Below are 14810 nucleotides of genomic sequence, written 5' to 3'. Positions count from 1 at the left end.
CCTCTTAAGGAGGCACTAGCATGTCAGATTACCTCGTAATCGTGGAGTCGCCTTCTAAGGCGAAGACCATTGAGAAATATTTAGGGAAAAAATACAAAGTTGTCGCGTCTATGGGACATGTTCGCGATTTGCCAAAAAGTCAAATGGGGATAGAAGTAAAGAACAACTTCACCCCGAAGTATATTACCATTCGTGGTAAAGGTCCCGTCTTAAAGGATTTAAAATCAGCGGCGAAAAAAGCAAAGAAAGTTTATCTCGCGGCCGATCCAGACCGCGAAGGGGAAGCGATTGCTTGGCATTTAGCGAATACGTTAAATGTGGACGTTGAATCAGATTGTCGGGTTGTGTTTAATGAGATTACGAAAGATGCAATCAAAGAATCATTTAAACATCCTCGCGCAATTAATATGGATTTAGTAGATGCACAACAAGCAAGACGCATACTTGATCGTCTTGTTGGTTACAATATTAGTCCTTTATTATGGAAGAAAGTAAAAAAAGGATTAAGTGCAGGGCGTGTACAATCTGTAGCAGTTCGTTTAATCATCGAACGTGAAAAGGAAATTCAAAGCTTTGAACCTGAAGAATTCTGGACAATTAAAACAGAATTTGTAAAAGGAAAAGACACATTTGAAGCAAGTTTTTACGGTGTAGATGGTGAAAAAGTTCAATTAACGAATGAAACGCAAGTGAATGAAATAATTGAACAGATGAAAGACAATGCGTTTTCAGTTGAAAATGTAACGCGCAAAGAGCGAAAACGTAATCCTGCATTACCGTTTACAACATCTTCCTTGCAACAAGAAGCAGCACGTAAGTTAAATATGCGAGCAAAGAAAACGATGATGCTTGCACAGCAATTGTATGAAGGGATAGATCTTGGAAAACAAGGAACTGTAGGTCTAATTACGTATATGAGAACTGATTCAACACGTATCTCAGAAACAGCTCAAACAGAGGCACGTACTTACATCACTGAAGCGTATGGTACGGAATACATAGGAACAGAAAAGAAGAAAGAATCGAAAAAGTCAAATGCACAAGATGCACATGAGGCAATTCGTCCTACTTCGGTAATGAGAAAGCCAGAGGAACTGAAAAGTTTCTTAAGTCGTGATCAACTTCGATTATATAAATTGATTTGGGAGCGATTTGTTGCAAGTCAAATGGCGTCTGCTATAATGGATACTGTGACAGCGAGACTCATTAATAACAATGTTCAGTTCCGTGCAAGTGGATCGGTTGTAAAGTTCCCAGGATTTATGAAAGTGTATGTAGAGTCGAAAGATGATGGTGCGGAAGAAAAGGATAAGATGTTGCCGCCTTTAGAAGTAGGGGAAACTGTATTTTCAAAGGATTTAGAACCGAAGCAACATTTTACACAACCTCCTCCGCGCTATACAGAGGCCCGTCTAGTAAGAACACTTGAAGAACTTGGAATTGGAAGACCGTCGACTTATGTACCTACACTTGAAACGATTCAAAAACGTGGATATGTAGGTTTGGATAATAAACGCTTCGTTCCGACTGAACTTGGTGAAATAGTAATTGAACTTATTTTAGAGTTTTTCCCAGAAATTATTAACATTGAATTTACTGCCAATATGGAGCAAAGCCTTGATGAAGTAGAAGAAGGAAATGCCAATTGGGTGAAAATTGTTGATGATTTCTACGTAGGATTTGAACCGCGCTTAGAAAAAGCGGAAAAAGAAATGCGTGAAGTGGAAATTAAAGATGAACCCGCTGGGGAAGACTGTGAATTATGCGGACATCCAATGGTCTTTAAAATGGGTAAATACGGGAAGTTTATGGCTTGTTCGAATTTCCCTGATTGTCGTAATACAAAAGCGATTGTGAAAGAAATCGGTGTAACTTGTCCGAAATGTGAAGAAGGACAAATTATTGAGCGTCGCAGTAACAAAAAGAAACGTCTTTTCTATGGATGCGGTACGTATCCAGAGTGTGACTTTGTATCTTGGGATAAGCCAATTGGTCGTAAATGTCCGAAGTGTGAAGGCATGCTTGTAGAGAAAAAGTTAAAAAAAGGCGTGCAAGTACAATGTATTTCGTGCGATTATGAAGAAGAACAACAAATGTGAGCGTAACTGCTCACATTTTTTTCGGGAAGAAAAGGAAAGGTGATATAAATGACAACACAAGTAGTAAACGTCATTGGCGCAGGTCTTGCAGGAAGTGAAGCAGCTTACCAAATTGCAAAACGTGGTGTCCAAGTTAGATTATATGAAATGAGGCCGGTAAGGCAAACACCAGCTCATCACACAGATAAATTTGCTGAATTAGTATGTAGTAACTCACTTCGTGCAAACACTTTAACAAATGCAGTTGGAGTTATTAAAGAGGAAATGCGTTTAATGGATTCTGTAATTATTCGTGCGGCAGACGAGTGCTCTGTACCAGCTGGAGGTGCTTTAGCTGTAGACCGTCATGAGTTCGCAGCTAAAGTAACAGAATACGTAAAAAACCATCCGAATGTAACTGTAGTGAACGAAGAGCTTACTGAAATTCCAGAAGGACCAACAATTATTGCAACAGGTCCACTTACATCTCCTGATCTTGCTGCACAATTAAAAGAACTAACAGGTGAAGATTATTTCTATTTCTACGATGCGGCAGCACCAATCGTAGAAAAAGACAGCATTGACATGAATAAAGTATATTTAAAATCGCGTTATGACAAAGGTGAAGCTGCATATTTAAATTGCCCAATGACAGAAGAAGAGTTTGACCGTTTTTATGAGGCTTTAATTGCTGCTGAGACAGTGCCTTTAAAAGAGTTTGAAAAAGAAATTTTCTTTGAAGGTTGTATGCCAGTAGAAGTTATGGCAAGTAGAGGGAGACAGACGCTAGTATTTGGACCTATGAAACCTGTTGGATTGGAAGATCCAAAAACAGGAAAAACGCCATATGCTGTTGTTCAGTTGCGTCAAGATGATGCAGCGGGAACTTTATACAATATCGTAGGTTTCCAAACGCATTTAAAATGGGGACCACAAAAAGAAGTGCTACAGTTAATTCCGGGACTGGAAAATGCAGAGATTGTACGTTATGGTGTAATGCATCGTAATACGTTTATTAATTCACCTAATTTGCTTCGTCCAACATATCAATATAAACAACGTGATGATTTATTCTTCGCTGGTCAAATGACTGGAGTAGAGGGATATGTTGAATCAGCAGCATCAGGATTATTAGCGGGAATTAATGCTGCACGTCTTGTGCAAGGTGAAGAGCCAGTTGTATTACCGTCAGTAACTGCAATGGGTAGCATGGCAAATTACATTACGGCAACGAATGCTAAAAACTTCCAACCGATGAATGCGAACTTCGGTCTATTTGCACCGTTAGAGAAAAAGATCAAAAAGAAAGCGGAACGAAATGAAGCATACGCAACACGAGCTTTAGAAACAATTCAAAATTTTGTAAATATTTAGTTAAATTTCTTGCAAAGGCTACTAAGTTGTGATACGATTTAGTAGCCTTTATTGAGGTGAGTTGTGTGAATGTGAAGAAATTGTTACAATTATTCGTTGGATATTTACAAATTGAAAGAAATTATTCAAAATATACAATTGCAAGTTATCAAAATGATTTAGAACATTTTGTGCAATTTATGGAGCGAGAAGGCATATCCTCTTTTTTAGACGTTACATACGCGGATGTTCGTTTGTACTTAACGACGTTGCACGATGAAAAGTTAGCCCGTAAATCTGTCGCAAGAAAAGTATCAAGCTTACGAAGTTTATATCGTTTTTTGATGCGTGAAGGTTATCGAAAAGATAATCCGTTTGCACTTGCGTCACTCCCCAAAAAAGAATTGTCAATCCCAAAGTTTTTATATGCTGAAGAGTTAGAGGAATTATTTGAAGTTTCTGACACGGGAACACCATTAGGTCAAAGGAATCAAGCTTTATTAGAGTTGATGTATGCGACTGGAATCCGTGTGAGTGAATGTGTCAATTTACAACTTACCGATATTGACTTTGCGGTGGGAACAATTTTAGTAATGGGAAAAGGAAAAAAACAAAGGTATATTCCGTTCGGAAGCTATGCGCAAGATTCTTTAATTACTTATATAGAGAATGGGAGAAAACAGTTAGTTAATAAGACTGACGAAGACTCTCGTATGGTATTTTTAAATGCGAAAGGTACACCGCTAACAAGTCGTGGAGTACGTTATGTTTTAAATGAACTCATTAAAAAGGCGTCACTGACAATGCGGATAAGTCCCCATATGTTAAGGCATACATTTGCTACACACATGTTAGATGAAGGGGCGGATTTACGTACTGTACAGGAGCTATTAGGTCATGAGAATTTGTCGACTACACAAATTTATACGCATGTCTCTAAAGAAAGATTGCGTTCTGTTTACATGAAGCATCACCCGCGGGCATAAATTGCTTTAAAAGCTATAAAAACAAATAAAGGAGTTTTTTCTATGGGGAATTTCCACGCTACAACGATATTTGCAGTTCATCATAATGGAGAATGTGCAATGGCTGGAGATGGTCAGGTGACAATGGGAAATGCTGTTGTAATGAAACATACAGCTCGTAAAGTTCGCAGACTTTTCCAAGGTAAAGTTTTAGCTGGTTTTGCAGGTTCAGTTGCTGATGCATTTACTCTTTTTGAAATGTTTGAAGGGAAATTAGAAGAGTATAATGGCAACTTGCAGCGTGCTGCTGTTGAAATGGCAAAACAATGGCGTGGCGATAAAATGTTACGTCAACTAGAAGCGATGCTCATTGTCATGGATAAAACAACTATGCTTCTTGTTTCAGGTACAGGAGAAGTGATTGAACCGGATGATGGTATTTTAGCAATTGGATCTGGTGGAAATTATGCGCTTTCTGCAGGTCGTGCTTTAAAGCAATATGCAAGTGAACACTTAACAGCGAAACAAATTGCGAAAGCGAGTTTAGAGATTGCTGGTGATATTTGTGTTTATACGAATCACAACATAATTGTTGAAGAATTGTAGAATCGTAAGGGAGGCATTTTATATGCATTTACATTTTACTCCGCGCCAAATTGTGGAAAAATTAGATCAATATATCATCGGTCAAAAAGACGCAAAGAAAGCGGTTGCTGTAGCGTTGAGAAATCGATACCGTCGCAGTAAATTAGCTGAAAATTTACGTGATGAAATAGCACCTAAAAACATTTTGATGATTGGACCGACAGGTGTTGGGAAAACAGAGGTAGCACGACGAATGGCGAAACTCGTTGGAGCACCTTTTATTAAGGTTGAGGCTACAAAATTCACAGAAGTTGGATATGTGGGTAGAGATGTAGAGTCGATGGTACGTGACCTTGTGGAAACATCGGTTCGTATCGTAAAAGAAGAAATGGTAGTGAAAGTTCAAGATAAAGCAGAAGAGCAAGCGAATCAACGTCTTGTTGAAATTTTAGTACCGAGTCCGGAGAAGCAATCTGGATTTAAAAATCCATTAGAGATGCTTTTCGGGGGCGCTCAAAATTCGAGTCAAACGTCTGATACACAAGAAGATGGTGAAATCGAAAAGAAACGTCAAGATGTGGAGAGAAAGCTTGCTGCAGGGCTTCTTGAAGAAGAGATTGTATCGATTGAAGTGACTGAGCAACAGTCGTCAATGTTTGATATGTTACAAGGAACTGGCATGGAGCAAATGGGAATGAATTTCCAAGATGCGTTAGGGAGTTTTATGCCGAAAAAAACAAAAAAACGTAAACTTTCTGTAAAAGAAGCAAGAAAACTCTTGACAAATGAAGAGGCACAGCGCTTAATTGATATGGATGAAGTTACACAAGAGGCTGTTTATCGTGCTGAACAGCTCGGGATTATTTTTATCGATGAAATTGACAAAATTGCTGGTAAGCAGTCGAATAGCGTAGATGTATCACGTGAAGGTGTGCAACGTGACATTTTGCCAATTGTAGAAGGGTCGAATGTTGCGACAAAATACGGATCAGTAAAAACGGATTATATTTTATTCGTTGCAGCTGGAGCGTTCCATATGTCTAAACCGTCGGATTTAATTCCGGAATTGCAAGGGAGATTTCCGATTCGAGTAGAATTAACAAAATTATCGACAGACGATTTTGTTAAAATATTAATCGAGCCTGACAATGCGTTAATTAAACAATATATGGCATTATTAGCGACTGAAGGTATAGAAATTGAATTTTCAGACGAAGCTATTCGTAAGATTGCTGAGATTGCTTATCAAGTTAATCAGGATACAGATAATATTGGAGCAAGAAGACTTCATACGATTATGGAGAAGCTCCTTGAAGATTTATCGTTTGAAGCATCTGAAATTACGTTAGAGAAAATAACGATAACCCCTCAATACGTTGAGGAGAAATTAGCAACAATTGCTAAAAATAAAGATGTGAGCCAGTTTATTTTGTAATAGTGTCATCAGGTGACTCGCCCTAGTTTCCAAGTGATGAAAAAATATGTGAGTAACATGTAGGAGGAACTTTTGAAATGGAATTATTAGCAAAAACAAGAAAATTAAATGCGTTATTACAGAGCGCAGCAGGGAAGCCTGTAAACTTTAGAGAAATGTCTGACACAATGTGTGAAGTAATCGAAGCAAACGTATTCGTAGTTAGTCGTCGTGGTAAATTACTAGGTTATGCAATTCACCAACAAATCGAAAACGAACGCATGAAGCAAATGCTTGCAGAACGTCAATTCCCAGAAGAATATACACAAAGCTTATTCAACATTACAGAAACATCTTCAAACTTAGATGTGAACAGTGCTTACACAGCATTCCCGGTAGAAAACAGAGAATTATTTGGTCAAGGTTTAACTACAATCGTACCAATCGTTGGTGGTGGTGAGCGTCTAGGTACATTAGTATTAGCTCGTCTTGGTCAAGAGTTCTTAGATGACGATTTAATCCTTGCTGAGTACAGCTCAACTGTTGTAGGCATGGAAATCTTACGTGAAAAAGCAGAAGAAATCGAAGAGGAAGCACGTAGTAAAGCTGTTGTTCAAATGGCGATCAGCTCATTATCTTACAGTGAGTTAGAAGCAATTGAGCATATCTTCGAAGAATTAAATGGAACAGAAGGTTTACTTGTTGCAAGTAAAATTGCTGATCGTGTAGGAATTACTCGTTCTGTAATCGTAAATGCACTACGTAAATTAGAAAGTGCTGGTGTAATTGAGTCTCGCTCTTTAGGTATGAAAGGAACATACATTAAAGTGCTAAACGACAAGTTTCTACAGGAACTTGCTAAATTAAAAACAAACTAATTTATAAAAAACTCTCCTCGATCGAGGAGAGTTTTTTTGTGCAATGGATTGATGGCGCTTGTGAAAAGTGCCATAAGCGTGTTTTCTGGGAAAACTATTAATTGTGTTTTACTTTTTTGCTTAAAAGAAATGAAGGTTGGTAATACTAGAATTCGAGTATGAACAAAGAAAGTTTTACATTGTTCGCATTTTCGACTTGATTGTAATATTTCAGTATGATATAGTAAGCAGTGGTGTCAGTACAAAGTACACACGTTTACTGATTTAAGTGTTGGTGCTACGTTTGTAGTTTCGCTTAGAGATGAAGTAAACGGAGGATATCAAAAACCATTTAGGAGGAACTATATTATGTCAGTAATTTCTATGAAGCAATTGCTTGAAGCTGGTGTTCATTTCGGACATCAAACTCGTCGTTGGAACCCAAAAATGAAGCGTTACATTTTCACAGAGCGTAACGGTATCTACATCATCGACTTACAAAAAACTGTGAAAAAAGTTGAGGAAGCTTACAGAACGATGCGCGACATCGCTGCTGAAGGTGGAGACATCTTATTCGTAGGTACTAAAAAACAAGCACAAGAAGCTATTAAAGAAGAAGCAACTCGTGCTGGTATGTACTTCGTTAACCAACGTTGGTTAGGCGGAACTTTAACAAACTTCCAAACAATCCAAAAGCGTATCAAGCGTCTTAAAGACATCGAAAGAATGCAAGAAGATGGTACTTTCGAAGTACTTCCTAAGAAAGAAGTTGTTCAACTTAAAAAAGAGTTAGAGCGTCTTGAGAAATTCTTAGGCGGTATTAAAGATATGAAAGGTCTTCCAAGTGCATTATTCGTAGTAGACCCTCGTAAAGAGCGTATTGCAGTTGCTGAAGCACGCAAATTACACATTCCAATCATCGGTATCGTTGATACAAACTGTGATCCAGACGAAATCGATCACGTTATCCCAGCAAACGATGATGCAATTCGTGCTGTAAAACTTCTTACATCTAAAATGGCAGACGCGATCCTTGAAGCAAAACAAGGTGAAGAAACTGTTACTGCGTAACAAAGTTGGAAAGGTGATAAGGGGTTCGGCCTTTTATCACCTTTTTTAAGGTATAAACACCTTTATAAAAGGTATAAATACATATTTTAGGAGGATGAAAAATATGGCAATCACTGCTCAAATGGTAAAAGAATTACGTGAAAAAACTGGCGCAGGTATGATGGACTGCAAAAAAGCTTTAACAGAAACTAACGGCGACATGGAGAAGGCAATTGACTTCTTACGCGAAAAAGGTATTGCGAAAGCTGCTAAAAAAGCAGACCGCATTGCTGCTGAAGGTTTAACTTTCATCGAAACAAACGGTAACGACGCTTTAATCTTAGAATTAAACTCTGAAACTGATTTCGTTGCGAAAAACGAAGGTTTCCAAACACTAATTAAAGAATTAGCTGCTCACTTATTAACTAACAAACCAGCTAACGTTGAAGAAGCTATGGCTCAAACAATGGAAAACGGTAAAAACGTTGAAGAGCACATCAACGAAGCAATCGCTAAAATTGGTGAAAAACTTACACTTCGTCGTTTCGAAATCGTATCAAAAACTGATGCAGATGCATTCGGCGCTTACCTACACATGGGTGGACGCATTGGTGTATTAACAGTTCTTGAAGGTTCTACTGATGAAGCTGCTGCTAAAGATGTTGCAATGCACATCGCTGCAGTTAACCCTAAATACATCGACCGCGATGCTGTAACAGCTGAAGAAGTTGAGCATGAGCGTCAAGTATTAACACAACAAGCATTAAACGAAGGCAAGCCTGAAAAAATCGTTGCAAAAATGGTTGAAGGCCGTCTAGGCAAATTCTTCGAAGAGATTTGCTTACTTGACCAAGCATTCGTTAAAAACCCTGATATGAAAGTTCGTCAGTTCGTTGAGTCTAAAGGCGGAACATTAAAAGGATTCGTTCGCTACGCTGTTGGTGAAGGTATCGAAAAACGCGAAGACAACTTTGCTGAAGAAGTAATGAACCAAGTAAAAGGTAGTAACTAATACAGATTAGGGAACACATTGTGTTCCCTTTTTTAAAATAAAGATGTAAGCAATTGGAGGTTCATTATGAGTAAACCGAAATATAATCGTGTCGTTTTAAAGCTAAGTGGAGAAGCTTTAGCTGGAGAGCAAGGATTTGGAATTAATCCAACTGTTATTAAGTCAGTTGCAGAACAAGTAAAAGAAATTGCAGAACTTGATGTAGAGGTTGCTGTTGTTGTTGGTGGCGGTAACATTTGGCGTGGGAAAATTGGAAGTGAAATGGGCATGGATCGTGCAGGAGCAGATTACATGGGCATGTTAGCTACAGTTATGAATTCATTAGCTCTTCAAGATAGCTTGGAGAATATTGGAATCCAAACTCGTGTACAAACTTCAATTGAGATGCGTCAAGTGGCAGAGCCTTACATTCGCCGTAAAGCAGTTCGTCACTTAGAGAAAAAACGTGTTGTTATCTTTGCAGCAGGTACAGGTAATCCATACTTCTCTACAGATACAACAGCAGCATTACGTGCAGCGGAAATCGAAGCAGACGTTATTTTAATGGCAAAAAATAATGTGGATGGCGTATATAGCGCAGATCCATCTATTGACCCAACAGCTACGAAATACGAAACGCTTACTTACTTAGATGTATTAAAAGAAGGTTTAGGTGTAATGGATTCTACAGCTTCTTCTCTATGTATGGATAATGATATTCCATTAATTGTATTCTCAGTTATGGAAAAAGGTAATATTAAACGTGCCGTTTTAGGCGAAAATATTGGAACAGTTGTAAGGGGGAAATAAATATGGGACAACAAGTATTGAAGTCTTCAAATGAAAAAATGGAAAAAGCAGTTGCTGCTTATTCTCGTGAATTAGCAACAGTTCGCGCTGGTCGTGCAAGCTCGTCTGTATTAGATAAGGTACAAGTTGATTACTATGGTGCACCAACACCAGTTGTGCAATTAGCGAACATTACAGTTCCAGAAGCACGTTTACTTGTAATTCAACCTTATGATAAAACTTCTATCGGTGATATCGAAAAAGCAATTTTAAAAGCAGATTTAGGCTTAAACCCTTCTAATGATGGAACTGTAATTCGTATTGCATTCCCTGCATTAACAGAAGAGCGTCGTCGTGATCTTGTTAAAGTTGTGAAAAAATATGCTGAAGAAGCAAAAGTAGCTGTTCGTAACGTACGTCGTGACGGAAATGATGATCTTAAGAAGCTTGAAAAAGCTGGCGAGATTACAGAAGATGATTTAAGAGGATATACTGAAGATATCCAAAAAGAAACAGATAAATATATTGCAAAAGTTGACGAAATCGCAAAAAACAAAGAAAAAGAAATCATGGAAGTGTAATAGCGATAACTTCGCAAATATGACCCTCTTCTTAAGGGGGTCTTTTTACACTTTTAGGCATACGTCTGCTTGTTGGAGGGTATGAATGATGTTTAAAAACTTTCCTTTTTTTAAAGGTAAAAAGGACACATCGTTTGATCATCTCGTTGAAGAAGTGAAAAAAGGATATATCCCAGAACATATTGCCATCATTATGGATGGGAATGGAAGATGGGCAAAGAGGAGAGCAATGCCTCGTATTGCGGGACATCATGAAGGTATGCAAGTTGTAAAGAAAATTACAAAATTTGCAAGTAAACTTAATGTGAAAGTGTTAACTCTTTATGCTTTTTCAACTGAGAACTGGAAAAGACCGAAAAAGGAAGTTGATTATTTAATGAAGCTTCCAGAAGAATTTCTAGGTACATTTTTACCAGAATTGATTGAAGAAAACGTACAAGTCCGAGTAATAGGGCAAAAAGATCGTCTTCCTACGCATACACGCAGAGCGATGGAGAAAGCCATGGAAGATACGAAAGAGAATACGGGATTAATTCTTAATTTCGCGTTAAACTATGGAAGTCGAGATGAAATCGTTTCTGCTGTGCAACATATGATGAAAGATAATGAGGAAGGAAAAATTCGTTCTGAAGAGGTAAGTGAAGAAATGCTTTCCTCCTACTTAATGACGAGTTCTTTACCCGATCCAGAGTTGTTAATCCGAACAAGCGGAGAGCTACGTATTAGTAATTTCATGTTATGGCAAATTGCATATTCGGAGTTTTGGTTTACAGATGTGTATTGGCCAGACTTCAAAGAAGAACATTTGCTAAATGCGATTACTGACTTTCAACATAGAGGGCGCAGATTCGGAGGCGTGTAGAAAGAGAGGGTTTGGTAGTGAAACAGAGAATTATTACTGGAGTGGTTGCTGCCGCGCTATTCATTCCCATCGTAATATACGGTGGCGTGCCTTTTACGGTTTTAGTGTATGCACTTGCTTCTATAGGTTTATATGAATTAATTCGTATGAATAAGCTTACGCTTATTTCAGTACCGACAGTTTTAGCTGCAGTATTATTGTGGATTCTTTTAATTCCAAGTAGTGCATCAGAACTGTTTACATGGATTGGATTAGGTAAATTGGAAATCACATTTGTGATTGTTTTATTACTTTTATCATATACAGTCCTTTCTAAGAATACATTTACTTTTGATAATGCTTCATTTTTACTAATGGCAACGACATATGTGGCAATGGGATTCTTATATTTAAATGAAACGAGAATATTAGGAATTAAATATGTGTTTTGTGCATTATTTGTTATATGGGCTACTGATTCAGGCGCATATTTCGTAGGAAAAGCATTGGGCAAGAGAAAATTGTGGCCAGAAATTAGTCCAAATAAAACGATTGAAGGTTCATTAGGCGGCATCGTTTGTGGAATTATTGTGGCACTTGTTTACAACGTGTTCTTCCCAGTCGAATCGAATGTAGTAATTTTAATTGTGCTGACAATTATCATTTCTATTTTTGGACAAATTGGTGATTTAGTACAATCTGCTTTTAAACGTCATTATGGCGTAAAGGATTCAGGTACAATTTTACCTGGGCATGGTGGTATATTAGATCGAACAGATAGTTGGTTATTCGTTTTACCAATTCTCTACTTCTTATTACAATACAATTAATAAATGAACGAGGGGTTGGAGTCATGAAAAACATTAGTTTATTAGGTGCAAGCGGATCAATTGGTACACAAACTTTAGATGTATTACGCTCGCACCCAGACCAATTCCGTCTCGTTGCTTTTTCTGTAGGGAAAAATATTGACTACGCAGTAAAGGTAATTCAAGAATTTTCTCCGCAAATCGTCTCTGTGCAAAGAGAGGAAGATGTTTTAAAATTACAAACTGTTTCTGGTAATACAAAAATTGTATATGGTAGTGAAGGACTTTTAGAAGTAGCATTACATCCAGATGCGGAGATTGTAGTAAATGCTGTTGTAGGTAGCGTAGGGTTGTTACCGACACTTCGTGCGATTGAGGCGAAAAAAACAATTGGAATTGCAAATAAAGAAACGTTAGTAACTGCAGGACATCTTGTAATGGAAGCAGCGCGAAAACATAATGTTTCGTTACTTCCAGTAGATAGTGAACATTCGGCTATTTTTCAATGCTTGAATGGTGAAAATGAAAAAAGAATTTCTCGTCTTATTATAACGGCTTCTGGTGGAAGTTTCCGTGATAAAACGAGAGATGAATTGCATCATGTGACCGTAGAAGATGCGCTTCGACATCCAAACTGGTCAATGGGTTCGAAAATTACAATTGATTCTGCTACAATGATGAATAAGGGACTAGAAGTAATTGAAGCACATTGGCTTTTTGGTATCCCTTATGAGCAAATCAATGTTGTTTTACATAAAGAAAGTATTATCCATTCTATGGTTGAATTTGAAGATCGTAGTGTAATGGCGCAGCTTGGTTCACCTGATATGCGAGTACCAATTCAATACGCACTTACATATCCTGATAGATTGCCTCTTTCAGACACAAAACAGTTAAACTTATGGGAAATAGGGACGTTGCATTTTGAGAAAATGGACCAAGAACGATTCCGTTGTTTACGTTTTGCGTATGAAGCTGGAAAAGCAGGTGGAAGTATGCCAGCTGTAATGAACGCAGCGAATGAAGTAGCTGTTGAAGCTTTTTTACAAAAGAGAATTGGTTTCTTAACAGTGGAAGACCTCATTGAAAAAGCAATGAACCATCACAATGTCATTGCACGTCCGAGCTTAGAGGAAATTCTGGAAATTGATGCAGCCACAAGACGGTTTGTGATGGAACAAATTTAGCAAAGGTGGTTATGGAATTGAATACAGCGATTGCCTTTATATTAATTTTCGGTGCACTCGTATTTTTCCATGAGCTAGGGCATCTATACTTCGCGAAAAGAGCAGGCATTTTATGCCGCGAGTTTGCGATTGGTTTTGGTCCGAAAATATTCTCATTTGAAAAGAATGAAACGGTGTATACGATTCGATTACTGCCTCTGGGTGGCTATGTAAGAATGGCTGGCGAGGATGCAGACACAGTTGAGTTAAAGCCAGGGAAAAAGGTTGGCCTTGTGCTAAATGAAAAAGACGAAGCTGTGAAATTAGTTTTTGATGGATATGAAAAATATCCAAATGTTCGTGTTATTGAAGTCGAACAAGCTGATTTAGAGCATAATCTAACGATTTCAGGCTATGAAGAGTATGAGGAAGAGCTTCAAACATTCCGAGTGAATGAAAAGGCTCGCATCATTACTGCTGGAGAAGAAATTCAAATTGCTCCATATAACAGGCAATTTGGCTCTAAAAAATTGGGTCAACGCGCTTTAACAATCTTTGCGGGTCCTGCAATGAACTTCATTTTAGCATTTGTTATTTTTGTGATTCTTGGATTTGTACAAGGGGTTCCTATTGACAAACCAATGGTCGGAAAAGTGATGGATAATAGTGCAGCACAGCAAGCTGGCCTGAAAGAGAATGATACAATTCAAGCGATTGATGGGAAAAACACAAGTACATGGAAAGATGTTGTTACTATTGTACGTGAAAACCCGAATAAAGAAATTACGTTACAAGTAAAGCGTGATAATGAACAGTTTAATGTGAAAGTAACGCCAACACTTGATAAAGAAGGAAAAGACGAAGTTGGTAGAATTGGTGTTTATTCTCCTGTAGAGAAAACAGTAATGGGTTCTATTAAATCAGGATTTGAACAAACGTACCAATGGACGAAACTAATTTTTGAATCTCTTGTGAAATTAGTAACTGGTCAATTTTCTATTAATGAGTTGTCAGGTCCAGTAGGAATTTATAATCTAACAGATCAAGTTGTAGATTATGGATTTACGCGTGTACTAAGTTTAGCGGCAGTTCTAAGCATTAATCTTGGTTTATTTAATTTATTACCAGTTCCTGCTTTAGATGGTGGCCGTTTATTCTTCTTCTTAATTGAAGCGTTACGAGGGAAACCAATTGACCGTCAAAAAGAAGGAATGGTTCATTTTATTGGTTTTGCATTATTAATGTTATTAATGTTAGTTGTAACATGGAATGACATTCGTAAGTTTTTCTTGTAAAATAGAATGAAACTAATAATGAAATAGAGCTCGTAG

14 protein-coding genes are annotated in these 14810 nt (G+C 37.8%); all 14 read left to right on the top strand.

Annotated elements, in window-relative coordinates; genetic code table 11:
• Positions 1-20 precede the first annotated feature (20 nt).
• The 14 genes from topA to rseP all read left to right on the top strand — a co-directional run bounded on the left by topA (position 21) and on the right by rseP (position 14774).
• A complete protein-coding gene (gene topA / locus AC3EMB_RS18725) occupies positions 21-2099 on the top strand; it encodes a type I DNA topoisomerase (RefSeq protein ID WP_001286955.1) in 2079 nt (692 codons plus the stop codon).
• Between the two features lie 48 nt (positions 2100-2147).
• Positions 2148-3452, top strand: coding sequence for an FADH(2)-oxidizing methylenetetrahydrofolate--tRNA-(uracil(54)-C(5))-methyltransferase TrmFO (gene trmFO, locus AC3EMB_RS18720; RefSeq protein ID WP_000213006.1), 1305 nt, complete (start codon positions 2148-2150; stop codon positions 3450-3452).
• A 65-nt stretch (positions 3453-3517) separates the two neighbouring features.
• Positions 3518-4417: a tyrosine recombinase XerC gene (xerC, locus tag AC3EMB_RS18715; RefSeq protein ID WP_001101245.1), complete on the top strand. Its 900-nt coding sequence runs from the start codon at positions 3518-3520 to the stop codon at positions 4415-4417.
• 42 nt (positions 4418-4459) lie between these two features.
• Positions 4460-5002 (top strand): ATP-dependent protease proteolytic subunit HslV, encoded by a 543-nt coding sequence (gene hslV / locus AC3EMB_RS18710; RefSeq protein ID WP_000526274.1) that lies wholly within the window; start codon positions 4460-4462, stop codon positions 5000-5002.
• 22 nt (positions 5003-5024) lie between these two features.
• Positions 5025-6416, top strand: coding sequence for an ATP-dependent protease ATPase subunit HslU (gene hslU, locus AC3EMB_RS18705; RefSeq protein WP_000550085.1), 1392 nt, complete (start codon positions 5025-5027; stop codon positions 6414-6416).
• A gap of 77 nt (positions 6417-6493) precedes the next feature.
• Positions 6494-7273 (top strand): GTP-sensing pleiotropic transcriptional regulator CodY, encoded by a 780-nt coding sequence (gene codY / locus AC3EMB_RS18700; RefSeq protein ID WP_000421290.1) that lies wholly within the window; start codon positions 6494-6496, stop codon positions 7271-7273.
• Between the two features lie 348 nt (positions 7274-7621).
• Entirely contained in the window at positions 7622-8323 is a 702-nt protein-coding gene (gene rpsB / locus AC3EMB_RS18695) for a 30S ribosomal protein S2 (protein ID WP_000111485.1), read from the top strand.
• Between the two features lie 103 nt (positions 8324-8426).
• On the top strand, positions 8427-9314 hold the full coding sequence (gene tsf, locus AC3EMB_RS18690) for a translation elongation factor Ts (protein WP_016080531.1): 888 nt from the start codon (positions 8427-8429) through the stop codon (positions 9312-9314).
• Between the two features lie 66 nt (positions 9315-9380).
• Positions 9381-10103: a UMP kinase gene (pyrH, locus tag AC3EMB_RS18685; protein ID WP_000042669.1), complete on the top strand. Its 723-nt coding sequence runs from the start codon at positions 9381-9383 to the stop codon at positions 10101-10103.
• A gap of 2 nt (positions 10104-10105) precedes the next feature.
• Positions 10106-10663: a ribosome recycling factor gene (gene frr, locus AC3EMB_RS18680; protein WP_000531505.1), complete on the top strand. Its 558-nt coding sequence runs from the start codon at positions 10106-10108 to the stop codon at positions 10661-10663.
• Positions 10664-10748: 85 nt separating this feature from the next.
• Entirely contained in the window at positions 10749-11525 is a 777-nt protein-coding gene (gene uppS, locus AC3EMB_RS18675; protein ID WP_000971296.1) for an undecaprenyl pyrophosphate synthase, read from the top strand.
• Between the two features lie 17 nt (positions 11526-11542).
• Positions 11543-12334: a phosphatidate cytidylyltransferase gene (gene cdsA / locus AC3EMB_RS18670; protein ID WP_000813592.1), complete on the top strand. Its 792-nt coding sequence runs from the start codon at positions 11543-11545 to the stop codon at positions 12332-12334.
• A gap of 23 nt (positions 12335-12357) precedes the next feature.
• Positions 12358-13500 (top strand): 1-deoxy-D-xylulose-5-phosphate reductoisomerase, encoded by a 1143-nt coding sequence (gene dxr / locus AC3EMB_RS18665; RefSeq protein WP_488517221.1) that lies wholly within the window; start codon positions 12358-12360, stop codon positions 13498-13500.
• A gap of 17 nt (positions 13501-13517) precedes the next feature.
• Positions 13518-14774 carry an RIP metalloprotease RseP gene (gene rseP, locus AC3EMB_RS18660; protein ID WP_001090233.1) on the top strand — a complete coding sequence of 419 codons (1257 nt, stop codon included), beginning with the start codon at positions 13518-13520 and terminating at the stop codon, positions 14772-14774.
• Positions 14775-14810 lie beyond the last annotated feature (36 nt).

This window comes from Bacillus sp. LQ16, from assembly GCF_057784645.1.
The sequence above is the reverse complement of the archived record's forward strand: the minus strand, read 5'-3'. Positions and strand labels throughout refer to the sequence as shown.

Coding starts and splice junctions, on each gene's coding strand:
- hslU (WP_000550085.1), top strand. CDS start 5,025: ATGCATTTACATTTTACTCCGCGCCAAATTGTGGAAAAATTAGATCAA.
- tsf (WP_016080531.1), top strand. CDS start 8,427: ATGGCAATCACTGCTCAAATGGTAAAAGAATTACGTGAAAAAACTGGC.
- pyrH (WP_000042669.1), top strand. CDS start 9,381: ATGAGTAAACCGAAATATAATCGTGTCGTTTTAAAGCTAAGTGGAGAA.
- frr (WP_000531505.1), top strand. CDS start 10,106: ATGGGACAACAAGTATTGAAGTCTTCAAATGAAAAAATGGAAAAAGCA.
- uppS (WP_000971296.1), top strand. CDS start 10,749: ATGATGTTTAAAAACTTTCCTTTTTTTAAAGGTAAAAAGGACACATCG.
- topA (WP_001286955.1), top strand. CDS start 21: ATGTCAGATTACCTCGTAATCGTGGAGTCGCCTTCTAAGGCGAAGACC.
- codY (WP_000421290.1), top strand. CDS start 6,494: ATGGAATTATTAGCAAAAACAAGAAAATTAAATGCGTTATTACAGAGC.
- rpsB (WP_000111485.1), top strand. CDS start 7,622: ATGTCAGTAATTTCTATGAAGCAATTGCTTGAAGCTGGTGTTCATTTC.
- dxr (WP_488517221.1), top strand. CDS start 12,358: ATGAAAAACATTAGTTTATTAGGTGCAAGCGGATCAATTGGTACACAA.
- hslV (WP_000526274.1), top strand. CDS start 4,460: ATGGGGAATTTCCACGCTACAACGATATTTGCAGTTCATCATAATGGA.
- trmFO (WP_000213006.1), top strand. CDS start 2,148: ATGACAACACAAGTAGTAAACGTCATTGGCGCAGGTCTTGCAGGAAGT.